Below are 22,619 nucleotides of genomic sequence, written 5' to 3'. Positions count from 1 at the left end.
TGGGCTCGGTCGGTGATCGGTGGCGGCAGCGGGTGCAGTGGTCGTGCGTCGGCGGTGCCCCGTGGGGTGCCAATGACCGGCCACGTGGTCTGACCTGCGGCCAGGGCCTGTGCCGAAGTCGGCTGAGGTGACTTCGATCCAGGTTGGCGCTGTTCGGCGTGTTGGTGATCAAAAATGAGCGAGGTCTCCGGTAATCGGTTCGTCGACCAAGAAGAACCCGAACACCGGAGACCTCGTGGACACCACGAGCACGACCTCGCGCCGGGGCGACCGGCAGGACCTCGACCTGCTGCTCGCGTTCTTCGACGAGGCCGTCGAATGGACGGTCGCGCGAGGCCGGCCCACCCAGTGGGGCATCGAACCATGGTCGACCGACCCGAGCGGGTGTCCCGCGTGGGTGACCTGATCGAATCGGGGCAGCTGTGGATCGCCGAGCACGACGGCGTGCCCGCTGGCGCGTTGATCGTCGGCGACCGCCCGGACCCGCACGTGCCGCCGGCGGATGAGCCGGAACGCTACGTCCGGCTGCTGATCACCTCACGATCGCGCGCAGGCAAGGGCATCGGCTCAGTGCTGCTGGACAAAGCCGGGGACGTCGCCCGCAACGACGGCATCGAACTGCTGCTGAGTGACGTGGTGGACGGGTAGCGGGGCCCTGGTCCGTGCAGGAGCGCGCCGCCTCGGCGATCTGCGCCAGCCTCGACCACAGCGCGCGACGCGGCAAACCGGTCTTCGGTGCACGCCGGTGCTGGTGCCGACCGGCGTGCACCGCGAAGACGCACGGCCGCGAACCCATGGGTTGATAGTCGGTACACGATCGTGTGTCAGATTGAAAATGACGAGAAATTTCTGTAGTTTTCCTCGCGAGCCCTGGACTGCATGACAGCATAAGATTGCGCGTTTTGTAGTCAAGTTTTCCTGTGTCAAATTGGTGAGGGTAAATTGTTCAAGAAGATCGGTGCTGTTGTCGTCACCGCTGCGGCGGGGATGGGGGTGATGGGGGGAGTGGCCTCGGCCTCGACGGACTTCTGTGGCGACTACTGCCTCGCGGAGGATCCTGCCGACCGGGCCGAAAATATCGGACCGGAGTATCACTATCGCGCCGGCCTGGTGTTCGTCAACGGTGAGGACGTCGTCCGAAGCACGAGTTTCTCCAACGCGTTCTGCGGCAATGACGTCGATGCTGCCGGAGTGCGATCCCCTGCGGGGGACGCGGTCGACGGCGTGGATTTCCCGGTGATGGCGCCAGGGCAACATCAGCCTGTCAACGCATCGCCCGATTTTTGTTCCGTGTCGGGAACCATCGACCAGGGGATCGATTCGAACGGTCGCTGAAAGGACGGGCGGCCCTTCCGCTGCTTCATGGGCTCACCAGCGTGGAGCCCGTCGACGGGCTGGCCGTCGATGGTGAAGAAGTCCGACCTGATCGTGCGCGAGCGCATCGCGATCTTCGCTTTTCCCGGCTCGACGTCACCGGTCGGATTCCTCGGGTTCGCCGTCGGCGCGGTGGATCTCGACGTTGTCGAAGTCCTGGAGGAAGCCGCCCCGTCGGACAAGACGAGGACGGCCTCGACCAGCTGGTCGAGTACGCGACCCCACCAGTCAAGCGATCCTGCCGGCAACGTCGTCACCGCTGGGGCGTCCTGTCAGCATGACGTCGACTTCGGAGAGCAGCGTGGTTGCTGCTGATCCCGCCCAGGAAAACGGCTATGACGGTATCGCCGAGGGATATTCGGCCGAGAACGAGACCAACCTGATGAACGCCTACTACGAGCGGCCCGCGGTGCTGGCCCTCGCGGGCGACGTGACCGGCAGGCGGATCCTCGACGCGGGTTGCGGCTCAGGGCCCCTGTTCGCCGCGCTACGCGATCGGGGCGCGGTTGTGACCGGTGTCGACGCGAGCGCGGGCATGGTGGAGCTGGCCCGGCGACGGCTGGGTGCCGGGGCCGACCTGCGGGTCGCCGATCTGGCTGATCCGCTGCCCTTCCCCGACGGTGAGTTCGACGACGTCATCGCGTCCCTGGTGCTGCACTACCTGCGGGACTGGGGACCGACGCTGGCCGAACTGCGACGCGTCCTGACCCCCGGCGGACGGCTCATCGTCTCTGTCGAGCACCCCTTCGTCATCACCCTGGTGCAGCGCGAGGCCGGGGAAAGGCCCGACTACTTCCAGACCCGCAGCCGAACCGAGGAGTGGACGCTGGGCGGCCAGTCAGCCAGGTTGACCTTCTGGGACCGCCCGCTGCACGCGATGACCGATGCCTTCACCGCGGCCGGCTTCCGCATCAACGTCATCAGCGAGCCGCCGCCCGCACCCGAGGCCCCCGAGTTGTTCCCCGACGACTTCCGGCAGTTCACCGGCACGAGGTTCCTGGGCTTCCTCTTCTTCGTCCTCCAGGCCGACTGACCAGGGACGGCCACAGCATCGGCGATGCCCTGGTGGGGTCGGTGCGCGTTGGAGATCTGTAGCGGCGATGACGTTCCGAGCGGCACGGGCACGCGTGGCTCGGGTGCGCGGCGGCCGTGCTGACGCGCCCGCGGTGCCGGTGCACCGCGGGCGCGTGACCTGTCAGGGTCGGCAGACGGAGTCCGTCTTGCGGCAGGCCTTCGAAGCCTTGTTCTTGTGCACCGAATCGGTCAGCTGGATGTTGACCTGGTGGATGCCTCCCGGCACGGACGTCGACAGGGAGAAGTCCGCGATGGGCACGCTCTCGCACACCCAGTCCAGGCCGACCGGGCCGGCCACCAGCGTGTTGCCCTGGTATCCGGCGTAGCCGACGTTGACGCACTCGTCCGTCTTCACCGCCAGCGTCTGGTTCGTGAAGGTGACGGTCCGCCCGGAGGACGACCAGGCCAAGTTCCCCTGGATGTGACCGACGATCACGCCGGAGCTGTGCTGCACCACCACGTCGAACGAGGACGGGGCGGCGTTGGCCGTTCCCGCGGTCGTGGTGGCGAGCAACGCCATGGTCCCCAGGGCGAGTCCGGCTCGTTTCAGGCTGCGCATCAGAGAAGTTCCCTTCGACTGGCCGACTCCCTGCCGACCGGTTTCCATGACCGCAGCCGCCGTCACCGGTTCGTCCTCGTTCCGTCCTCACCGCCGCTGACCTGCGCGTGGGCGAGGCGTTCCTGCAGACGACCGTGCCGGAACTGGTAGACCCCACCAACCTGCCGCAACACGCCACGACGGTGGGCGTCGTCGAGGAACGTCAGGAAACGCCAGGGGACGCGGCCTCGGGCGGCCAGCCAGACGACCACGGGACCCAGTGCGCCGGAGGCACGGGCCAGCCACACGCTGAGCCCCACCGAGAGGCCGAACAGCCCACCCGCGAGGCACGCCTGCGCGACGCTCCGGGTGGGTTCGAAGATCTGCCCGCCGATGACCGCGCCCGCCGCCGCGTAGGCGAGACCGCCGGGACGGGGGACGAGCAACCGGCCCAGCAGACCCGCGGCCACCCCGCCCGCCACACCCAGGACCACGTCGAAGCGGCCGTTCAGGATCTCGGTCGTGGGGTCGTCCGGGGTGAGCAGCAGCGCCAGCGTGAAGAACAGGCTCAGCGACACCACGAACGAGGCGGTCAGGGCGAGCGCCGCCCTGCGGTCGTCGCGCAGCACGGTGCCGGGGCTGGAGACGCGGTTCGCGTCCAGCGGGGTGTCGAGCCAGACGTGCACTCCGATGGCCAGGCCGAACACCACCGAGAGCAGGCACGTCGCCCACACCGGGAGCGACCAGCCGAACCCGAGGCAGACACCGATCACCGCACCGATGGTGAACCGCTGGGCGAAGCCGGCCGCGGTGCCCGCGAACCTCGCCTCCACCCGCAGCGGACCCGGCCTGCGCATCGCCCGGTGCGTGACGAACCCGGCGGCGCCGAACGCGACACCGTAGACGATCCCGATCGCGGGACCTGCGGCGAACCAGCCGGTGAGAGTGAACAGCACCGCGGGCGGCAGCCCCAGCAGAAGGCCCGCGATCGTGCTCGGCACTGCGCGTTCGAGCTGCCACCAGGCGAAGTCGTGGGAGCCGCCCAGGTGGCGGGCGAGGAAACCGAGCCAGCGCCGTGCCTCGGCCAGTTCGTAGTGGCGTGCCCTGGTGGCGCTGCCGGGCGGAGCCGGACGATCGCTGTAGACGGCGGGGAGGTACGCGTCGAGCAGGTGCCGTTCGACCGCCGCCTGATCGGGGAACCGCGTGGTGTCGCAGAGTTCGCGGGGATCGGTCGCGGGGTCGCGGTAGGCGGTCTGGGCCAGGTCGACCATCAACGGCGTGCGCAACGCCCGTGCGAGCGCTCCGTCCGGTTCCTGCCGCAGCGCGCGCACCACCGGCTGCCACCGCGTCTCGCCGGTCCGGCGGCGCGCGGTGAGGAAGTCGATCGCGTCCTGCACCCGCACCGGCCCGATCTCCACCACGGCGGCGCGGACCAGGAACGCCCCCTCCTGCCGCACCGCCGCCTCGTACTCGTCGCCCCGGCAGGTCAGCACGAGCGGCCGATCGCCGGTGACGGCCCTGTTGATGGCATCGATCGCGGCTGTGTGCAGGCCCGGCGGTGTCTCGTCGAGGCCGTCGAGCACCGGCATGACCCGCCCTTCGAGCACCAGCCGCAGCGCTGCGTCCCGGCCGTACGTACCGGTGTTGCCGAGCCCCGGGTACTCCTCGACCAACCGGCGGGCCAGCCACGAGTGCAGGTGTTCGGTGTGCGGGTTCCACGACGCCGGCGACAGCAGCACCGGCACCGGCTCGCCCGGCAGGGGGTCCGCGAGCAGACCGAGCGTCAGGAGGATCGCCAGCACCGACTTGCCCGCCCCCGGTTCGCCGAGCACCACGAGCTGACGTGCCGGTATCTTGCGCAACGACTCGACGACGTCGCTGAGGTCACCACTCAACGCCAGCCGTTCGGGCACCTCGCCGGGCCGCGCGCCCAGCACCGACGAGGCCGCGGCCGCCACGTTGCGTTCGGTGCTGGACCACGTCAGCGGCACGGGCCGCAGCCGGTCCAGCGACCGCAGTTCGACCTCGGCCGTCCACTGCCTGCCGATCGCCGCCGCCAGCTCGCGCACCGCCCGGTCGAGTTCGTCGTGCCGGGCGAACGCGTCGATGTCCGCGGGCCCGCCGGGTGTTCTCGTCTCGCCGCGCAGCACGCGCTCGTGCAGGTCCCGGATCTCCTGACCGGGATCGAGGCCGAGTTCCTCGGCCAGGGTCGTCCGCAGCCTCTCGAACACCTGCAACGCGTCCGCCCGCCGTTCGCAGCGGTCGAGGGCGAGCATCAACTGCCCGTGCACCCGCTCCCGCAACGGATTCTCGGTGGCGACCTCGGCCAGCTCGTCGACGAGGTCCCGGTGCTGTCCCAGCGCGAGCTGCCAGTCGACGCAGCACTCGAAGGCGTGCAGCCGCTGCTCGTCCAGCCGAGCCGCCCGGCCGTCCAGCGCGCTCGCGCCCAGCCCGCTGAGCACCGGTCCGCGCCACAGCCGCAAGGCGGCCCGGATCTCGGTGACAGCCTCGTGCAGCGCACCGCGCTCACCCGTCTGCCGCGCCTGCGCCACCATCCTGGTGAAGCGCAACAGGTCGAGGTCGTTCTCGCCGACGGCGACGCGGTAGCCGGGACCATCGGTCACGATGATCCGCTGTTCGGTGTCGCCGAGGCGGTCGCGCAGCGCGGAGACGCAGTTCTGGACCTGCTTCGTGGCGGTCGCGGGCGGTTCGCCGTCCCAGGTCACCTCGACCAGCCTGCCGATCGTCACCACGGCGTTCGGTGTCAGCAGCAGCGCGGCCAGCACCCGCTGGTGCCTGCTGCCCGGCAGTGCGAGCCTTCCCTCCCCGGTCCACACCTGCAACGGTCCGAGCACGCGAAAGTCCACGCGACCACCCCCCGCGAGGAAGGTACCGAGGTCACTCGTCGGATTCGGGTGAGGATTTCCGGCTTCGCGGGTCGAGCGCTCAGGACCGCGACTCGTGCGACCGGCTGGCACGACCCCACGGCTTCCCGGTACGGCCGGTCGAGCACGCGGTACGGCAACCACCGCGCGAACCGGGCGATGGACGACCACGTCGACGTGATGCGGTTCAACCGCAAAAACGACTGACGCCGACCGGACGGGTCCTACGTCTGGCATCCGCTAGGCCCACGCCTTCGCTCGCTATCCCCTTTTGGCCTCGTGAGGTAAATCTCCCGGTGCACGAGTGCGAAAGTTGTCGTCTCCACGGGCAGAGGTACGCGATCCACTGTGGATGGACTTGATCACCCGGTGCTGCGGGCCCGGTGCTCCACGGGTGTGGACGAGGCGGCCGTATCCCCGCGCCCGTCGGGAAGCGGTGCGAGTGAAACGTTCGACGTTGCTTCGCCGATAACGACTTCTGGAGGTCCTGTGCGCGGAGTTGCGCCGGAAAGGAAGAAGCTTGCGGGCCGCGGTGATCGAGTGTCGGTCGCTGATATGGAGTAGGCGTGTTTTCGAGTAGAAACGCGCTCACGGCCGTTTTGGGGAAAGGTGATCTTTCACCCAATTGGTTGACATTGTTGATCATGTATGAAAGAACTTCACGTGCTCCGGTCGGTATGTATTCATCCATTCGATTCGTGCGGCGCTGGGTTGAACGGGCGACATGGACCCCGCTCCGGCGGTCGAGGCAGCATGATCGGGGGAGGGACCACCGGAGCGGGGCAGAGCGGAAGCCACACCGACAGAGGCGGCGAGTCGAGGTCGATCGAGGAGTTGTTGCTGGTGAGTCGGGCGCGGGACACACTGTCGAACGACGCCGAACTGCTCCTCTGCTTCCAAGTGCTCGACAGCCCCACGCTGCCCGCCCGCACTCTGGCCGCCGGTGCGAAGCGTGACCCCGGCGAACTCGACCGGCTCTCGACACGACACGACCAGGCACCCGCGGGCGTGGTCCGCCTCGACGAGGACCTGTTCGGCTGGCGCCCCGACGTCCCCGCCCTGCACCGACCGTGGACCGAGCCCGCCCGGCTGGTGACCCGCCGTCTCGGTGAAGACCTGCTCACCACCCTCGATGCCGCGTGCGACCGACTGGGACGCCCGGTCACCGGGTTCGCCTACCCGGTCAACACACCATTCCTGCCGCCGATGCGGTTCTCCGACGCGCCACAGGCCACGTCCTGGGTGCGCCGGCACCTGTCCCTCACGCTGGCCACCGTGCGCGCCGGCGGCACTGCGCGCTTGCGGTCGCTGGCCACCGCGCTCACGGCCCGTCTGTGGGCCTGCGCACCGACGGACGCGCCGCGACACTGGGCCGTGGATCTCGTCGAAGCGGGTACCCGCGCGGCGATCGACGACCGGCAACCGCACACCCTTGCCGGACTGCTGCGCTTGAGCGCTCGCTGGTTCGCCACGCAGGGCGATTTCGTCACCGCCGAAGCCCACGGAGTGCGGGAATGGGTGGTGTGGAAGGAACTCGACGACACCACCGGCATGATCGACACCCTCTGGCGGCGGGCGGTGATCTACCGCCAGGCCGGACGCGGCAATCGCGAGTTGGACTGCTACCAGCGTCTGCTGTCGCTCTACCGGCACACCGGGGACCGATTCGGTCTGGCACGCGCCCAGACCGCCCGCGGTGTCACCCTGGCCGCCACCGGGCGGGCCCGCGACGCGGCCGAGCAACTGCGCGACGCCGCTCGACTGGTCGAGGACCCCGACGACCTGCCGGGGGTGCCACCCGTCGAACTCGCCGGTCTGCTCGAAACGATGGGCCGCGCCTGCTGGAGCATCGGTGCCACCGGCACGGCCCGGCGGCATTTCAGCGACGCGCTGCGACTGCTGGTGGATGTGGACGAGCAGGTGGCGCACCGCATCCGCACCCTGCTGGCCACGCCCGAGAACCACCCCCTTCCCGGCAACGCCAGTCGGTCAGTCCCGCCATAGATGCACCAACGCGACGGCCACCTGGATCAGCGTGATCAGCGGTTTGAGCGCGGTCACCACCCGGCGGCGAACCGGGCGAGGCAGACGACGGTGCCGCCGGTGGTGGCGGCCGAGACGGGCAGGGCGGCGCGGTTCGGGACGGTCACAGGAGGACACGATCGGTCGCTGCTTTCGGAATCGGGGAACGGGTCAGTTCGCGGGAGGGGAGAAGACGGCCCTGTCCGACTCGGGGGCCTGCGGACTCTGCAACGCGTACACATCCAGCACCTGCCGGCAGACGAAGATCTTGTTGTAGGACTTGCCGCCGATGTTCTCCAGGACGCCGTGGTCCACCAGTTTGCGGGAGACCTGGGTGGCGGTGCGATCGGCCATGCCGTACATCGCCTCCAGCGCGCGATTGCTCGTCACCGGGGCGGTCATCAACCCTGCCACCACGCGCTGCACGGTGGGGGAGCCGTTCACCCGCTCGAGCAGCGCCACGCGCAACCCGTCCAACTCCTCGATCAACCGCAGTTGGGCGTGTGCCTGGGTTCGCACTCCGCGGGCGAAGAAGTCGATCCACTGCTCGATCGGACCGCCGTCGACCACCGCGCGGATCCGATCGTGGTACTCCCCGGCGTGCTCGTCCAGCCACGACGACAGTGGTAGGACGTGGCGGCGCAACAATTTCGAGCGCACCATCTCCAAGGAGCTGCAGATGCTCGTCAGGTAGGCGCCGGTGTCGGGAAACGGATCCAGCAGGGCCAGGTTCAGGTGGCCCATGGCGATCTTGCCGATCCGTGGCAGCGGATGCGGCGCGCGCACCCAGGTCGACCACTGGGCGAACGCGCTGTGCAGCATCGCCCCCGGTGGCGTGGTGAGGATGGGAACCTGCTGCGGCGACCTGCCCCGCAGCCACCCTTGACGAGTCCGCAGTCCCGACTCCAGCGGCCCGGTGACGGTATCGGTCAGCCTCTGGTTGATCTCGCCGAGCAGATCGGCATCGACGACCGCCCCGCCCGCCACCCTGGCCGTGCCGTGCTCGAAGGCGAGGATCACCCGACCGACCGGATGGCGCCGCAGCACCGCCTGCTGCGCGGAATCCCCGGCGGCCCGCGCCAACAGCAGTTCGGTCAACCACGTTTCCGACAGGTCCAGGCTCATCCCCGCCAGTTGCGCCGTGTTCTGCGCTTCTCGCAACCGTGTGCACAACGCGAACATCTCGCCGTGGGGCAGGCGGCGGGTGCTCTCGTTCAATTCACCCAGGGTGTACTCGGCCATCGCCAGCACGCGATGGGTCTCGGTGGGCACAATGAGGTCGGACGGCAGCGGGCGCGGCACGTAGGCCCGCATCCCGTGCAGTGCCTCAGGCAGGTCGTCGCTGTCCGACGCCTCGACCCACTCGCCGTGGGGTGCCGATGGGGAACTCATGGCGGAAGAGTGGGCCATCCGACCAAAACACTGCAACTGGTCAATTGTGACCATGCAAGATCAACATCCCGAGGCGGATGATCGTGCATCTGCCGGTGCACGGCCGGGTGACCGCCTCGAACCGGTGTTCATGCACGTCAACAACACGGGGACGGCCACGTGAAAGGGCAAAAATGCGGAGTGCGCGAACTCTCGGATGACTGCCGCCACCCATTCGGCAGATACCGCCTTGTCGATACATCGGCCTGCCGAGGTCGAAAAAATCACTCGATCGTGTACCTGGCTTGAGGTGTGTGCGGTTCTGCGGTCCTCTCGGGCGACACACTTCTGTGTGGCGAAGGTGCACCACGAGAACAGCCTGCTGCCAACACCGGCTGCGCGTGCGGCACGCCGCAAAACCCCGTGTTCAACACCCGGGGGTGAAGTCCCCTTCCGTGAACGGCCGCACCACGGCCTTGCCGCTACCTGGAGGTGGGTGCGCCCGCGCCCGTAGTCTCGCCGTGGGCTCCGCGGACGTGGAGCCGGTCGTTCGGTGGTTGACCACGACCAAACAGGCGTTCACCTGTTCCGGCCCACCGTCCGGGAAGCAGGTCACCGAGTGCGGGAGGTGGGCTTGTGCGCAGCCTCGATGACGAGGTGCTCGTGGAGCACGGCGTGTTCGGGCTGATGGATCTCGACGTGGACGGGTGTCCGCGCCCGTGGCCGGAAGGTTCGATGGAACCGGGTGCCGCGGTGGAGACCATCCGCAACCGGGTGGACATCGCGAGCGCGGCGCGGGACCACCTCGTCGCGGTGCGGCTCGAGTCGTGGTCGTCGAAGCCCGTCACGGACCGGGAGATCGACGACGAAGTGACCGTCGAGTTGACCTCCGGCACCGTGCAACTGTGGTCGGTGACCAGTGGGCCCGGCCGGGAGTTCGAGGTCGGACCCACTGGCACCTACAACCTGCGCGTGTCGTGCGAAGGGCACGAAGCGGCCATGCGACAGGACCTCGTTCCGGACTACACCGAGCGCTACCTGTTGCAGTTCTGGCCGGTCTGACCGGGCAGGGGGAATCCGGCCCGGTCAGGTGACGGGTCAGGACACGATCTTGATGAAGAACGCGTCGCCGTCGAGGATGCGGTCGTTGCCGTACCAGGTGCCCAGTCGACGTCCGGAGTTCTCGTTGTCGTAGCCGTTGATCGGCCTGACCGAGAACCGCCCGTACGGCTCGGGTTGGTACAGGTGCCGTGCCGCTCCCTCGTACGTGGAGGCGTGCGGGTACTCGTCACACTGCTGCCCGAGTTCCTCGTAGCCGGGCCACTGCTGCTTGCAGACCGGGACGGCGAAGTCCTCGCGGTTCTGCCGCCGCCGTTCCGCGTCGTGGTACAGCCGGTGCAGCGGGTCCTGCGCCGACGCACCGGGGATCGTCTTCCCCTCGATCCTCGGATAGGTCGACCCCGGCTGCTCTTGCGCGTCCTTGATGTGGAACGCGCTCTGCGTCACCTCGGGATCACCGGTGGACAGGGTCAGGTACGGGTCGACGCGGTTGAAGATGGAGCCCTGCTTGTTCGGCAGGTACCACGCCGAGTCGAACCGCACGCTGGTCTCGGGGCCATCGCGGTCCTGGGTGATCACACTCCGGAACTCGTACTCGATCTGGAACGTCCCCGTCGCCCGCTGCTCCCCCCTCGCGGGGTCCGGCGGGTCACCGGGGGAGTTGTAGAAGATCTTCCCGAGCTCGTCGTTCTCCCAGTCCGGCACCAGCTTGCTCACCCCGTTGTTGGCGGTGCGGCAACTTCCCGCGGGGTCGGCGGCGCAGTCGGCCTCGACCCGCAGGATGCCGAGGTTGCTGACCCCCCAGCTGTCGATCTCGTCGACCCGGATGCCCCAGTCCGTGTCGCGCAGACCGTTGTAGGCGTACCCCATGTTCGTGACCCGCGCGGAGAACCCGCCGACGGGGACGAGGAACGGTCCCACACGGCGGAACTGGTCGAATGAGAGCAGGCCCAACTGGCAGTACGAGAAGTGGTTCTTGATCCAGCCCTCCGGGCGCGAGGACTTCTCGGGGTTGGCCCGGCACTCCTCCGGGGTGATGTCGTCGATCAGCTGCTGCTCGACCGTCTCGCCGGCTGTGCCGTAGGTGGCGTCGTGCCGCAGCGCCAGCTCCCTCGCCTGCTCCTCACTGGTCGGTCGGACCTGCTGGTTCGGCTCCGACTTCGGCAGGTCCTCCACCCGCACGGTGTCGCTGGTCTCCTTGGCCCGGAACTCCGCGAGCGGTACCCCCGCCTCGTCGAAGTGCCGCGCTCCTGTCAGGAACCGCGCGACGCCGACGATCTCCCCTTCGGCCGGTTTTCGCCCCGCTACCGCGGGCTGAGCCGTCGCCGCGCCGATCAGCACGACGAACGAGGCCGCCAGCAGCGACCGGTTGCGTAATCGCATTGCTGTTTCTCCCCCCTGTTCCCCGACGAACGTGGGCGTTCGGTGTCGCCCGTGCATCGTGTTCCAGACGAACACTCGAACCCCCCGGTGCGGCAATCACCGTAGGGGCCAGAGGATCCAGGGGTGACGGGTTGCGAAACACCCATCCGATCGGCGGCGTCCAATCGGATGGCATGGCGTCGCCTGGGCCCGTGCGCCAACACCGCGGAGCCACGGGTCTCGACCCGTGGCTCCGGACGAGGCGAGACGGCCGTCGCGCGGCGACGTGATGCCGGTGCAGCGATGCCGCGAGGAACGCCTGATCAGCGGGAGAATCGCAGACCAGCCGCAGCAGCATGGCCGGCCATCGTCCTACAACGAGTGCCACCAGGCCGTCTGACCAGCGCGGACGACATTTCCGGCAAGCACGACACCGCTGCGCCTCAGACTGACCACGCCTCATTTTCCTTGCGCGGCAACAGCTACGCGGCCTTGGGGTGAGGCTCCTCCTTCACCCCGGCTGGTGGCGCGTCGTCTTGTCGCACTGCCAGGTGCGGATGGCTCGCGCCCTTCCGGCGTGGCTCCTGCTCTCCTCGACGCGGCCGAGTTCCCGCAGCGCCTCCGCCATGCCCTCGTGGGCGCGGGCCTCCTCGACGCGGTAGTCGGTGCGCAGAGCGAGGTCGACGGCCTCCTGGTAGTGGTCGAGCGCCGCTTCGGGGCCCTCGGCGCGGTGGACGGTCCACGCCAGGCACAGGTCGACGGTGTCGGGCGCGACGTTGAGCGAGTAGCCACCGTCCCGCCGGGTGATGGTCGCCCCGGTGTCGGCGAGCGCCTTCCGCAGCCGCGACACGTAGGTGCGCAGCACGGACCGCGCTCGAAGGGGCGGCTTCTCGTCCCACACCCGCTCCAGCAGGCGGTCGACCGTGACCGCCCGGTTCACGTCCACCAGCAGGGCGACCAGCACGCACCGCTGGCGCGCGTGCCCCAAGGGCAGCCGCCTGCCGCCCACACGGGCCTCGACACCGTCGAGGACCCGGAACTCCACGTCCACCACATTCCCCCTCCGCCCTTCGTACCGCTGTTGACGAGGGAATTCAACGTTTCGTCGACGGCTGCTCAACGCACAGCGCCCACCGTCGGTGGTGCGGTGGTCCTTCAGAGGGGTGGGCCACCGCGTCGACCACCACCGGGAGGTGCCGCGATGCACTCGCACCACAGCCACGATCCGGTCATCGTCCGGCAGCGCATGAGGGAAGCGGAGCAGGCGGCTGCGAACCACGGCCTGGCACGGCTCTTCACACGACGGCGGCGGAAACGCGTTCACCGGGAAGATCACGAACGTCGTGCTGGTGGGACTGGCCGAGGGCACCCCGGTTCGGCCAACCGCTTGCCGGGAGCGGGGACCGCCACGTCGTGATGGCCGTCCCCGCGACAAGCCCTGACGGTGCTCCACACCATCGGACGTCTCGGACCGCTGATCGGCTCGCGTGCCGATGGCGGCTGCACCGTCTCCGCCGGATGCACGATCGACGGGGCGGTCTCGGCGCTGGACAGCGAAGCGGGGTAGGGCGCGGTCATGGTTGAGCTTGCAGGATTCGGTCCAGGTGGTAGTCCAGGGTGCGCCGCACGTCTGCTCGGGTGCGGCGCTGGTGCAGCAGGTCAAGGCCGAGCCCGGTCACCCCGGCGACGAGCAGGTCGGCCTCGCGGGCCGCGTCGATCGAGTGCCGGGGCCCGGCCGCCGAGATCAGGGCCGTGACCATGTTCTCCAAAGGACTCCCGTCGTGCAGGAAGACCGATGCCAGCGCGGGATCGATCAGACTCCGCGTGTAGTAGGCGGTCATCACCCGCAGGCTGGTGCGGCGCTGATCGTCGAGCGGGAGCAGTTCTTCGAGCGCGGCACGCAGCAGCACCCTGGGATTCGACGCGTCGCGCAGTGCGGCGATCCGGTCTCGAGCCCGACGCTCGTTGTCGCGGTGCAGCAACCGCAGCGCCACGACCAGCAGGTCGTGCTTGCCCTTGAAGTGGTACTGGACCACCCGCGCCGACACGCCCGCCTCGACGGCGATCTCCCGGACGGTGGCCATGTCCAGGCCGCGCTCGGCGGCGATGCGCCAGACCGCCTCGACGATCCGGCGCTGACGCGCGGTCGGCTCGTCGACGACCACCGGGACCGGCGGGTTCTTGCGCGACCGGTACGCCCGAGCCCGGCAGGCGCGGGAGCAGTAGACAGGGCGACGGCCGCGCGAAGCCGGCCGCACCGGGCCACGGCAGACGCGGCAGCTCATTTCGTCACGCACATCCTCACGATACTTGACGTCAATACCGTGACGTATTGACTCATTGTGCCTTGATATAGCCAATTGTGAGTGATGAGGTTGATACGTTCGTATCCTGATGGAGGTGGCTCGTGGACGACGGCTGGTACCGGCTGGCACTGCTTCTCACGCTGATCGTGGGAGTCTGGGAAGGGCCGATCGCCATCATCTTTCGGGCCTTCACCGACAAGGGCCCGAACGCGCTCGTGGCGGCCAACTACCTCCCCGCACCGTGGTGCTACGTCGCCGCCGTAGCCGCGGGAGCCGTCGCGTTCGCGGTGATCGCCGTCCTGGAGACCTTGCGCAAGCACGCCGTGGGGGAAACCAAGTAGTCGAGCAGTCCGGCGCTGTTCGGCTGACGGCGTGAGTCCGGTCGACACGGAGAGGATCGACACGAACGCGGGGGAGGGCGTCGTCGTGCCGTTCGACCGTTGCCGTCGACGGGCGTAGAGGTCGGTGATCGGTGGTGGGAGCGCGTGCAGCGGTCGTGCGTTGGTGATGCCTCGGTGCGGAACTGGAACTCCTCCCGCTCCGCGTAGGGCACGCCCGAGCAGTTCGCAGATCACCTTCGACGGCACCGGCAGCGCGACCTCCGGCAGCGGATCCGCGCCGGGGCCCGCCCCCTCCAGTTGGTCGACCTGTTCGGTCACGACCTGTTCGACGTAGGGCTGGAGCGACCGCACCCGCTTGAGGGTGAAGGCTCCGGTGAGCATCCGGTGCGGCCGCGCGTGCTCGGTGCCGTTGTAGTCGAGCAGGAACCCCGGCTGGTCCTGCGGACCGGTGTCCTGCCCGTGGCGGGCAGGACACCGGAACCGTTCGCGAAGCGCGGATTGCCGGTGGCCAACCGCCCTGAGCGCCGTTCTAACGATCGTCTCAGGTTCGTTCGGTACGAAGTGGGCATCGCCGGACGACGCGGGTCTCGGCCTCGCCTGCGTGGCCGAACGCGCCGCGCTCGAAGGCGGGACGGTCAGCGCAGCCCTCGCGTCGGACGGCGGCCGCACCGTCCACGCGACCCTGGAAGGCAGCCATTCATGATCTCTGTGCTCGTGGTGGACGCCCAGCCGCTTCAGCGCTTCGGGTTTCGCATGCTGCTGGAGAGCACCCCCGACACCGAGATCGTCGGTGAGGCCGAGAACGGCGCCGAGGCCGTTCGGTGGACCACCGAGCTGCGTCCCGACGTGGTGCTGATGGACATCCGCATGCCGGGCGTCAACGGGATCGAGGCCACCCGGCGCATCGTCGCCGCCGGTTCGCGGATCCTGGTGCTGACGACGCTCGACGTGGACCGGTACGCGCTCGCCGCGCTGCGGGCCGGGGCAAGCGGTTTCCTGCTGAAGGACATCCGCCCCGAGGAGCTGCTCGCCGGCATCCGGGCCGTCGCCGCCGGGGACGCGGTGATCGCGCCCGCGCTGACCCGGCGGCTGCTCGACGCGTTCGTCGACCGGCTCGGCGATGACCTCTGCGGGCCAGCGCGGGAAGATCCCCGGCTGGCCTCCCTGACCGGCCGCGAGCGCGAGATCCTCGTCGCCATCGGCCACGGCCTCACCAACGGCGAGATCGCGCAGCGGTTCACGCTGGCGGAGTCGACGGTGAAGACCCACGTCGGGCGGGTGCTCGCCAAGATCGGCGCACGGGACCGGATCCAGGCCGTCATCCTCGCCTACGACCTGAGGCTCACCCGGCCGGTTCAGCGTGCGTCCGTCGGGTGCACGGGATGAAGTTCCCAGCCGATCCGCTCCGCTGCCCGCACCGGGCGCGCGACGCAGTACCCGGAGCGGGTCGTCGACAAAGCTGTTGCCGCGTTCCGAGGCAGCGCCGATCTCTCCGGCGAGACAGCGGCCACTGCCCCCATGTCGAACGGCCCGCCGAGTTCCCGCAGGCCGTTCGACACCTTTCTAGGCGGTCACGACCGAGTCGCCGCTGATCTTCACCGGGATCGGGGTCAGGCCGGTGTTCGCCGGCCCCTTCTTCTTGTCGCCGGTCGCGGCGTCGAAGACGCTGCCGTGGCCGGGGCACGTGATGGTGCCGCCCACCGGTTTGGAAACGATGACGCCCGCGTGCGGGCAGACCGGGTTGAGCCCCTTGACCTCGTTCTCCGATGGCCGGACGATCAGGACTTTGCCTGACGGTCCGTCCACGATCGCCCCGCTGCCGACCGGGACGTCGGCCAGCTCGGCCAACGGCGCGCCACCGGAGCCGGGGGTTCCTCCGGCGGGCGGGTTGGCGGCGGGTGTCCCGGAGGAGCAGGCGGTCAGCGAAATCGGTGCGACCAGACCGGCTAGCAGGCCGCAGACGACCGTGCGGCGTGTTGGATCTGGCAAGACGGTGCCTCCTGAGCGCGAACAGTGGTGTTTTCGCTTGTCGACCTCGGTGAGGTCACACGTTCGACGCTTCGTCAGGACTCGCGAAGGGAGACCGTCATGATGCCCGTGCACATCTCGTCGCTGGTGCCGTCGCCCCACACCACGTAGCGCGGCGGCAGCTTGCTCAGCTGCGGCAGCAGTTTGCGCAGCCCCGCGTCGTGCGTGCACGTCACCCGCAGCGTGTCACCCGGACCGATGTCCACCGGCGACGGCAGTTTGATCAGCCGCTGGTCGTCGAAGTCGAACCGCGGCACGTCCAGCACGACCTCGGCGTTCGGCGTGCCGGGGTTGAGTTCGACCTTGATGGCCCGCCCGAGCAGGTGCATGTGGCCGAAACCGCCGAACAGCGTCATCGGCGCGGGCACCGCGTGGTCGCAGGTCTGCGTGTTGCCGGGCTTCGGCGCGCTCTGGCCGCACTCCTCCAGCTGCTCGTCCGCGGTGCTGCCGACCTCCTCCCCGAACCGCTTCGTCACGTCCGCGATCGAGGCCGCCCGGTCGCAGAGCGGACCCGACTCGTCGGCGGTGCAGGGCAGGTCGGTCGGCGCGTCGAGCGGCCACGTGACGAATTCACGGGTCTGCGGCGTGCCGTCCGTCAGCCGCAGCCGCACCGCCGTGCGATCCGACCCAGCCGACTTGCCATCGGTCACGAGCAGGTTGTAGTGGAGTTGGAGGATGATCAGGCTGCCCGCCTCCAGCTTGAAGCCGGCGTCATCGGCGAACAGCGTCTCCGTGGCGTTCGGCGTCCAGGTGTCCACCCACGCCGCGTTCCCCTCCTCTTCTTCCACGTCGGCGCCGGGCACGCCGGTCCCGCCGAAGCACCGCCAGCCGAGGCCGGGGGTCTTCTCGTCCTGCTCGCGCACCAAGGCGGCGACGTCCGGCCGCACCGCGTACACGACGGCGTGGTGCGCGATGGCGATGTTCTCCGGCACGACCTGGGTCCCGGTCAGGAACGCCGTCTTGGTCAGGCCCGGATCGATCACCTGGCACCGGTACTCGTCCGTGCCGCCCTCCGGCGGCGCGGGCGTGTAGGCCTCGGTCATCCTCAGGTCGAGGAACCGCTCGCCCGCGCGCAGCGGCTGCGGTGGACCCGACGGCTCGCCCGCGTGCGCGCTGTGCGAGCCCGCCGCGGCGGGCGCCGCCTCGTTTCCGGTGTCCGTCCCGCAGGCGGCGACCACAGTGAACGCCATCGCCAGCACCGTGGTGGCCGCCCCGAACCTCCACGGTGGACTATCAGGTTTCTTCATGGCCTGAACGCTAGGCCGAATTCCGTCCCGTTTCGTCGTACCGCGGTCGTCATCTTCGGGAGGAAGGTGGTACCACGGTACGTCTTCCCGGAGCGCCATTCGACAAATGGCTGCCGCTACGGCGATGCGCGGGCAGAACCTCGACACCACGCCGGCGCTCGCGACACCTGGTTCGGGCAACCGGTCTGAGCGCCGCATTAACGGTCCTCTCAGATTCGCTCGGTAGGAAGTCGGCGTCGGACAAGCGATGTAACCCTTGTGTAGGAGGCTAGTGATGGCAGTCAACGCAGCGCCGCCCGGGAAAGCGCCGGCCGGTCGGTTGGCAGGCCGGTGGGTGCCGTGGTTGGTGATCGGCTTGTGGGTCGCGCTGTCGGTGATCATGGTGCCGCTGAGCGGGAATTTGAGTTCGGTCACCACCGACAGCGCCGTGGACACCCTGCCTGCCAACGCCGAGTCCACCAAGGTCGCGGTGCTGGAGGACAGTCTCCCCGGCGGGGAGGACAACACGTTCGTCTTCGTGTACCACCGCGCAGGCGAGATGACCGACGCCGACCGCGCGACGGTCGAGCGCCACTACGACACCTTGGCCAAGCGGTACCCGCCGAAGGTGGCGGCCCCGGCGGGCGAGGACGACGAGGGTCCACGGACGACACCCTCCACCGACCGCAAGGCCATGATGTTCACCCTCGACGTGAGCACGGCCTACGGCGCCCCGGAGGCCATCGTCGGCCCGCTGCGCGACGCCGCGGAGGACCGCCCCGCCGGCCTGGAACTCGACGTGACCGGCCCGGCCGCGATCGACGGTGACATGGACGCCGTCTTCGACGGCATCGACCTCCAGGTCCTCCTCACCACCGTCCTCGTCGTCACGCTCCTGCTGATCCTCACCTACCGCAGCCCGGTGTTGTGGCTCATCCCGCTCGTGGCCGTGGGCGCGGCCGCACTGACCTCGATGGCGACCGTCTACCTGCTCGTCAAGGGTTTCGGCATCGTGATCAACGACCAGAACTCGGCGCTGCTGACGATCCTGGTGTTCGGCGTCGGCACGGACTACGCGCTGTTGCTCATCGCCCGGTACCGGGAAGCACTGCACCACCACGAGAACGTCCGGGTCGCGATGGTCCACGCCCTGCGCGGCGCGGCGCCCGCCATCGTCGCGTCCGCGGCCACCGTGATCGCAGGCCTGCTCTGCCTGCTCGTCGCGGACCTGAACAGCACCAGTGGGTTGGGCCCGGTCGGTGCTGCTGGAATCCTGTGCGCCCTGGTGGCCATGCTGACGCTGTTCCCGGCGCTGCTGGTGGTGCTCGGCAGGCGGATCTTCTGGCCTGCCATCCCGCGGCTCGGCACGGCCGTGCAGGAGAAGCCGGGACTGTGGGTGCGGCTCGGCGCCGCCATCAGCCGCCGTCGGTGGGTGGCGACGCTCAGCTCGCTCGCGGTCCTGGGCGTGCTCGCCATCGGGCTGACGGGCAACACCAGCGCTCTGCGGGAGCAGGACCAGTTCGTGTCCGCGCCGGAGTCGGTCACCGGCTTCACCGTTCTCCGCCAGCACTTCCCGGAGCTCGGCGGCCAGCCGATGACGGTCTTCACGCGACCGGCGCACCAGGACCGGGTGCTCGACGTCGTCAAGGGCACTCCCGGTGTGGCGATGGCCGTGCCAGGGCAGACCAGCGGTGGCTGGGCCGACATCTCCGTGTTCCCGACGGACGCGCCGGACACCGACGCGGAGTACGACACGATCAAGCGGGTGCGCACCGCCGTGCACGCGGTGAGCGGGGCGGAGGCGATCGTCGGCGGGCCGAGCGCGGAGAACCTCGACACCGAGGTGACCACCAGCCGCGACGAGAAGCTGGTGATCCCGTTGGTGCTGGCCGTCGTCCTGCTCGTCCTCGGGCTGCTGCTCCGAGCGGTCGTGGCCCCGCTGGTCCTGATGGCCACCGTGGTCGTCTCGTTCGCGGCGGCCTTCGGCGGCAGCGTGTTCGTCTTCGACACGATCCTCGGGTTCAAGGGCGTCGACTACTCGGTGCCACTGCTGGCGTTCCTGTTCCTGGTGGCGCTCGGCGTCGACTACAACATCTTCCTGGCCAGCCGGGCCAGGGAGGAGGCCGTGCGCCTGGGCACCAGGGAGGGCATGCTCAAAGCCCTCTCCGCCACCGGTGGCGTCATCACCTCGGCGGGCCTGGTCCTGGCGGCCACGTTCGCGGTCCTCGCCACGCTCCCGCTGGTGATGCTGATCGAGGTCGGGTTCCTGGTCGCCTTCGGCGTGCTGCTCGACGCGCTGCTGGTGCGGTCGGTCCTGGTGCCCGCCCTCACCCTGCTGATCGGCAGGCGGATGTGGTGGCCGAGCAGGCTGTCCCGGCCGGTGGAGCTGCCGGACGGTCGACGGCCGCTCGTGGACGATGAGGAGCCCGCGCTGCAACGGTGAGCGCGGCGGCACGAACGAGATCCGGGACGGGCCCCAGGCCCGTCCCGGATCTTTTTCACAGGCCCTGCGGTCCTGCGGCGCGCTGCGCGATCGGGGCGGTCGGAAGGTCGACCCGGAGCAGTGCGCCACCGCGTGGGGAGCGGGCGACGGTGACCCGGCCGCCGTGGGCGTCGACGACCCGCTGCACGATCGACAGCCCCAGACCGGATCCCGGCAACGCACGGGCGCTGTCGGCGCGGTAGAACCGGTCGAACACCCGCGGTACGTCGGCGGCGTCGATGCCCGGCCCGGCGTCGTCGACCTCGAGCACCGCCGACGCGCCCTGGGCGCGGAGCCGGACCTGCACCGGCTGGTCCGCGGGGGACCACTTGCCCGCGTTGTCGATGAGGTTGAGCACCGCCCGCTGGAGCGCGGCGGGCCGCCCGCTCACCCGCACGGGGGTCACGTCGAGCGCGATCTCGATGTCGGGAACGCGGGAACGCACCTGGGTCGCGGCGGCCACCACCACGTCGGCGAAGTCGAGCAGTTCGGTGCTCTCGTCGCTGACGTCACCGCGCGCCAAGTCGGTCAGCTCCGCCGCGAGGGTGCTCAACTCGGCCACCTGGGCGCCGAGGTCGTTGAGCAGCCGGGTCCGGCTCTCCGCAGGCAGGGCGCTGTCCAGGGCGCCGCGCCGATCGAGCCGGATCAGCAGTTCGATGTTGAGGCGCAGGCTGGTGAGCGGGGTCTTGAGCTCGTGGGCGGCGTCCTCGGCGAGCAGCCGCTGAGCCCGCCGGGAGTCCCGGAGCGCGGCGAGCATGTCGTTGATCGACTGGATCAGCCGCCGGATCTCCCCACCGCCCTCGTCCGGGATGTCGGCGTCGAGATCCCTGGTGTGCGCGACGCGGACCGCGGCGGCGGTCAGCCGGTCGATCGGTGCCAGCCCGGTCCGCGCCACGGCCCGCCCGACAAGTCCGCCGCTGACCGCGCAGAGCAGCCCGATCAGCAGCATGCCGAACCCGAACTGGTTGATCGGGCTGTCGTCGGCGGCGCGGGCCACCTGGATCGCGCCGCCGGTCGCCCGCAGCGTGTAGATGAGGTAGCCGTCGTCGTCGCTGTCGTCCGCCTCCACCAGGTCGGCCGACGCGCCCTGCGCCACGCGCCCGGCGGGCTCGCTGACCGGGGGCAGCGCCGGTTGGCCGTCCGGCGTCCGGATCGAGCCGTCGGCCAGGATGACCCGCACCAGCCGACCGGATCCGGGATACGGCGGTAGCTGGACCTGCGCCAGACCCGCGCGCTCCGCGTTCGTCGCCAGGACGCGGGAGTCGGCGCGCAGCTGATCCTCCGCGCTGTTCCGCAACTCCCAGTCCAGCAGCTCGCTGGCCACCTGGAAGGCCATGAACACGCTGACCGCGATGGCCGTCGCCGCGATCACCGTCAGCCTGCTCCGCAGGGACCGCCTGCGCCACCAACGGGTCAGCCCGCGCGGGCCCCGGCCTGCGGGCCTGCTCACGGAGGAGTCTCCCGCAACGTGTACCCCAGGCCGCGCAGCGTGTAGATCAACCTCGGCTCACCCCCGGCCTCCATCTTGCGGCGCAGGTAACTCACGTACACCTGGAGGTTGTTGGCGGTGACGCTCATGTCGAAGCCCCAGATCGCCTCGAACAGCGCGCCCCTGGTCAACACGCGGGTCGCGTTGCTCACGAGGACCTCCAGCAGGGAGAACTCGGTCCTGGTCAGGCGGAGCGGCCGCCCGCCCCGCCACGCCTCGAACCTGTCGGGATCGACCCGGACGTCGGCGAACGTCAGGACCTGCGACTCGTCGTCGCCCGGTGCGCGGCGGCGCAGCAGGGCCCGGACCCTGGCCAGCAACTCTTCGATGGCGAACGGCTTGGGCAGGTAGTCGTCGGCGCCCGCGTCCAGCCCCGCCACCCGGTCGGAGACCTGATCACGGGCGGTCAGCATCAGCACCGGCAGGTCCCGACCCGCCGCCCGCAACCGCCGGCAGGTCTCCAACCCGCCGAGGCGGGGCATCATCACGTCGAGGATCAGCAGATCCGGCGCGTCGTCACCGAGCTTGTCGAGCACGGCGAGACCGTTGGCGACGGTGCTGGTGTCGTAACCCTCGACCTGGAGCACCCGCTCCAGCGACTCGCGGATGGCCGCCTCGTCATCCGCGATCATGATCCGCACGCCTGCCCGCCTCCTCCGGTCGATGCTTTTGCCGGTCATCGTCCCCGACCAACCTGAGGCGAGCATTAGAGCGTCGCCGCTGTGGTGCCCGCGGGCCGTGCTCCTACCGCTCGGAAGTGCGTCCCGTCGGCGGTGCTGCGCAGCGAGACGGCCAAGGATGGCGAGTTGTTCGTGCTGCGGCACGAGAACGCGGTACGTCGACGGCAGCTGGCGGGTCCGGTCCGCTACGAGCCCGCTGACCGGTTCTGGTTCGCCGCCTTGTCCGGGGTGGTGGATCGTCGCCGCCGGCGGGACGTCCGCGTCGGCGAGGATGGTGTCGAACGGGGCGGGGAACCTCCCGTCGCGGTCGCGGATCGGGAAACGCGCGGAGTCGCCCGCGTCGTCGAGGTCCATCACGAGGACCTTCGCCGCCAGGGCGACC

General features: G+C 69.6%; 20 protein-coding genes and 1 pseudogene. 11 read left to right on the top strand and 10 right to left on the bottom strand.

Features of this window, described 5'->3' with window-relative positions; translation table 11 throughout:
- Positions 1-235 precede the first annotated feature (235 nt).
- The 5 genes from AC156L_RS30460 (at position 236) to AC156L_RS30440 (ending at position 2,407) form a co-directional block, all read left to right on the top strand.
- On the top strand, positions 236-406 hold the full coding sequence (locus AC156L_RS30460) for a hypothetical protein (RefSeq protein WP_330875091.1): 171 nt from the start codon (positions 236-238) through the stop codon (positions 404-406).
- On the top strand, positions 394-648 hold the full coding sequence (locus AC156L_RS30455; RefSeq protein WP_330875092.1) for a GNAT family N-acetyltransferase: 255 nt from the start codon (positions 394-396) through the stop codon (positions 646-648). The genes AC156L_RS30460 and AC156L_RS30455 overlap by 13 nt, the downstream gene beginning before the upstream one ends.
- Before the next feature lie 294 nt (positions 649-942).
- A complete protein-coding gene (locus tag AC156L_RS30450) occupies positions 943-1,335 on the top strand; it encodes a hypothetical protein (protein ID WP_330875093.1) in 393 nt (130 codons plus the stop codon).
- 69 nt (positions 1,336-1,404) lie between these two features.
- Positions 1,405-1,689 carry a hypothetical protein gene (locus tag AC156L_RS30445; RefSeq protein ID WP_330875094.1) on the top strand — a complete coding sequence of 95 codons (285 nt, stop codon included), beginning with the start codon at positions 1,405-1,407 and terminating at the stop codon, positions 1,687-1,689.
- On the top strand, positions 1,652-2,407 hold the full coding sequence (locus AC156L_RS30440; RefSeq protein WP_330875095.1) for a class I SAM-dependent methyltransferase: 756 nt from the start codon (positions 1,652-1,654) through the stop codon (positions 2,405-2,407). Before AC156L_RS30445 ends, AC156L_RS30440 begins: the two co-directional genes overlap by 38 nt.
- Positions 2,408-2,569: 162 nt before the next feature.
- On the opposite strand, the gene AC156L_RS30435 is transcribed toward AC156L_RS30440, so the two are convergent.
- Together AC156L_RS30435 and AC156L_RS30430 are read right to left on the bottom strand one after the other, a co-directional pair.
- Positions 2,570-3,007: a hypothetical protein gene (locus tag AC156L_RS30435; RefSeq protein WP_330875096.1), complete on the bottom strand. Its 438-nt coding sequence runs from the start codon at positions 3,005-3,007 to the stop codon at positions 2,570-2,572.
- Between the two features lie 62 nt (positions 3,008-3,069).
- Positions 3,070-5,853 carry an AfsR/SARP family transcriptional regulator gene (locus AC156L_RS30430; RefSeq protein ID WP_330875097.1) on the bottom strand — a complete coding sequence of 928 codons (2,784 nt, stop codon included), beginning with the start codon at positions 5,851-5,853 and terminating at the stop codon, positions 3,070-3,072.
- 861 nt (positions 5,854-6,714) lie between these two features.
- Between AC156L_RS30430 and AC156L_RS30425 the strand changes: the two genes are divergently transcribed.
- Positions 6,715-7,875 (top strand): tetratricopeptide repeat protein, encoded by a 1,161-nt coding sequence (locus tag AC156L_RS30425; protein ID WP_330875098.1) that lies wholly within the window; start codon positions 6,715-6,717, stop codon positions 7,873-7,875.
- A 189-nt stretch (positions 7,876-8,064) separates the two neighbouring features.
- On the opposite strand, the gene AC156L_RS30420 is transcribed toward AC156L_RS30425, so the two are convergent.
- The gene (locus AC156L_RS30420) at positions 8,065-9,285 is read right to left on the bottom strand and encodes a Fic family protein (protein WP_330875099.1); all 1,221 of its coding nucleotides are present in this window, start codon (positions 9,283-9,285) and stop codon (positions 8,065-8,067) included.
- 642 nt (positions 9,286-9,927) lie between these two features.
- Between AC156L_RS30420 and AC156L_RS30415 the strand changes: the two genes are divergently transcribed.
- Entirely contained in the window at positions 9,928-10,326 is a 399-nt protein-coding gene (locus AC156L_RS30415) for a hypothetical protein (protein WP_330875100.1), read from the top strand.
- 36 nt (positions 10,327-10,362) lie between these two features.
- On the opposite strand, the gene AC156L_RS30410 is transcribed toward AC156L_RS30415, so the two are convergent.
- The 3 genes from AC156L_RS30410 to AC156L_RS30400 form a co-directional block, all read right to left on the bottom strand.
- Positions 10,363-11,706 carry a NucA/NucB deoxyribonuclease domain-containing protein gene (locus AC156L_RS30410; protein WP_330875101.1) on the bottom strand — a complete coding sequence of 448 codons (1,344 nt, stop codon included), beginning with the start codon at positions 11,704-11,706 and terminating at the stop codon, positions 10,363-10,365.
- A 490-nt stretch (positions 11,707-12,196) separates the two neighbouring features.
- On the bottom strand, positions 12,197-12,736 hold the full coding sequence (locus AC156L_RS30405; RefSeq protein ID WP_330875102.1) for an AfsR/SARP family transcriptional regulator: 540 nt from the start codon (positions 12,734-12,736) through the stop codon (positions 12,197-12,199).
- 523 nt (positions 12,737-13,259) lie between these two features.
- The gene (locus AC156L_RS30400; protein ID WP_330875103.1) at positions 13,260-13,943 is read right to left on the bottom strand and encodes a TetR/AcrR family transcriptional regulator; all 684 of its coding nucleotides are present in this window, start codon (positions 13,941-13,943) and stop codon (positions 13,260-13,262) included.
- 149 nt (positions 13,944-14,092) lie between these two features.
- Here AC156L_RS30400 and AC156L_RS30395 point away from each other — a divergent pair, with 149 nt between their 5' ends.
- Both AC156L_RS30395 and AC156L_RS30390 read left to right on the top strand, forming a co-directional pair.
- The gene (locus tag AC156L_RS30395; protein WP_330875104.1) at positions 14,093-14,332 is read left to right on the top strand and encodes a hypothetical protein; all 240 of its coding nucleotides are present in this window, start codon (positions 14,093-14,095) and stop codon (positions 14,330-14,332) included.
- Between the two features lie 699 nt (positions 14,333-15,031).
- Positions 15,032-15,718 (top strand): response regulator transcription factor, encoded by a 687-nt coding sequence (locus AC156L_RS30390; RefSeq protein ID WP_330875105.1) that lies wholly within the window; start codon positions 15,032-15,034, stop codon positions 15,716-15,718.
- Positions 15,719-15,895: 177 nt separating this feature from the next.
- Here AC156L_RS30390 and AC156L_RS30385 read toward each other — a convergent pair whose 3' ends face one another.
- The gene (locus tag AC156L_RS30385) at positions 15,896-16,321 is read right to left on the bottom strand and encodes a Rieske (2Fe-2S) protein (protein WP_330875106.1); all 426 of its coding nucleotides are present in this window, start codon (positions 16,319-16,321) and stop codon (positions 15,896-15,898) included.
- Between the two features lie 74 nt (positions 16,322-16,395).
- Positions 16,396-17,607 carry a hypothetical protein gene (locus AC156L_RS30380; protein WP_330875107.1) on the bottom strand — a complete coding sequence of 404 codons (1,212 nt, stop codon included), beginning with the start codon at positions 17,605-17,607 and terminating at the stop codon, positions 16,396-16,398.
- Between the two features lie 346 nt (positions 17,608-17,953).
- Between AC156L_RS30380 and AC156L_RS30375 the strand changes: the two genes are divergently transcribed.
- The gene (locus tag AC156L_RS30375; RefSeq protein WP_330875108.1) at positions 17,954-20,029 is read left to right on the top strand and encodes an MMPL family transporter; all 2,076 of its coding nucleotides are present in this window, start codon (positions 17,954-17,956) and stop codon (positions 20,027-20,029) included.
- 55 nt (positions 20,030-20,084) lie between these two features.
- On the opposite strand, the gene AC156L_RS30370 is transcribed toward AC156L_RS30375, so the two are convergent.
- Positions 20,085-21,518, bottom strand: coding sequence for a HAMP domain-containing sensor histidine kinase (locus AC156L_RS30370; protein WP_330875109.1), 1,434 nt, complete (start codon positions 21,516-21,518; stop codon positions 20,085-20,087).
- Positions 21,515-22,198: a response regulator transcription factor gene (locus tag AC156L_RS30365; protein WP_330875136.1), complete on the bottom strand. Its 684-nt coding sequence runs from the start codon at positions 22,196-22,198 to the stop codon at positions 21,515-21,517. The genes AC156L_RS30370 and AC156L_RS30365 overlap by 4 nt, the downstream gene beginning before the upstream one ends.
- A gap of 132 nt (positions 22,199-22,330) precedes the next feature.
- Between AC156L_RS30365 and AC156L_RS30360 the strand changes: the two are divergent.
- Positions 22,331-22,619: pseudogene (locus AC156L_RS30360) on the top strand (hypothetical protein); the annotation flags it as partial.

It is taken from the genome of Umezawaea sp. (genome assembly GCF_057122925.1).
This window is presented reverse-complemented; position numbering and strand designations above follow the sequence as displayed.

What these genes read in the sequence shown, in the direction of transcription:
- AC156L_RS30420 (WP_330875099.1), bottom strand. Translation starts at nt 9,285, where the DNA reads ATGAGTTCCCCATCGGCACCCCACGGCGAGTGGGTCGAGGCGTCGGAC.
- AC156L_RS30410 (WP_330875101.1), bottom strand. Translation starts at nt 11,706, where the DNA reads ATGCGATTACGCAACCGGTCGCTGCTGGCGGCCTCGTTCGTCGTGCTG.
- AC156L_RS30390 (WP_330875105.1), top strand. Translation starts at nt 15,032, where the DNA reads ATGATCTCTGTGCTCGTGGTGGACGCCCAGCCGCTTCAGCGCTTCGGG.
- AC156L_RS30435 (WP_330875096.1), bottom strand. Translation starts at nt 3,007, where the DNA reads ATGCGCAGCCTGAAACGAGCCGGACTCGCCCTGGGGACCATGGCGTTG.
- AC156L_RS30380 (WP_330875107.1), bottom strand. Translation starts at nt 17,607, where the DNA reads ATGAAGAAACCTGATAGTCCACCGTGGAGGTTCGGGGCGGCCACCACG.
- AC156L_RS30445 (WP_330875094.1), top strand. Translation starts at nt 1,405, where the DNA reads ATGGTGAAGAAGTCCGACCTGATCGTGCGCGAGCGCATCGCGATCTTC.
- AC156L_RS30440 (WP_330875095.1), top strand. Translation starts at nt 1,652, where the DNA reads ATGACGTCGACTTCGGAGAGCAGCGTGGTTGCTGCTGATCCCGCCCAG.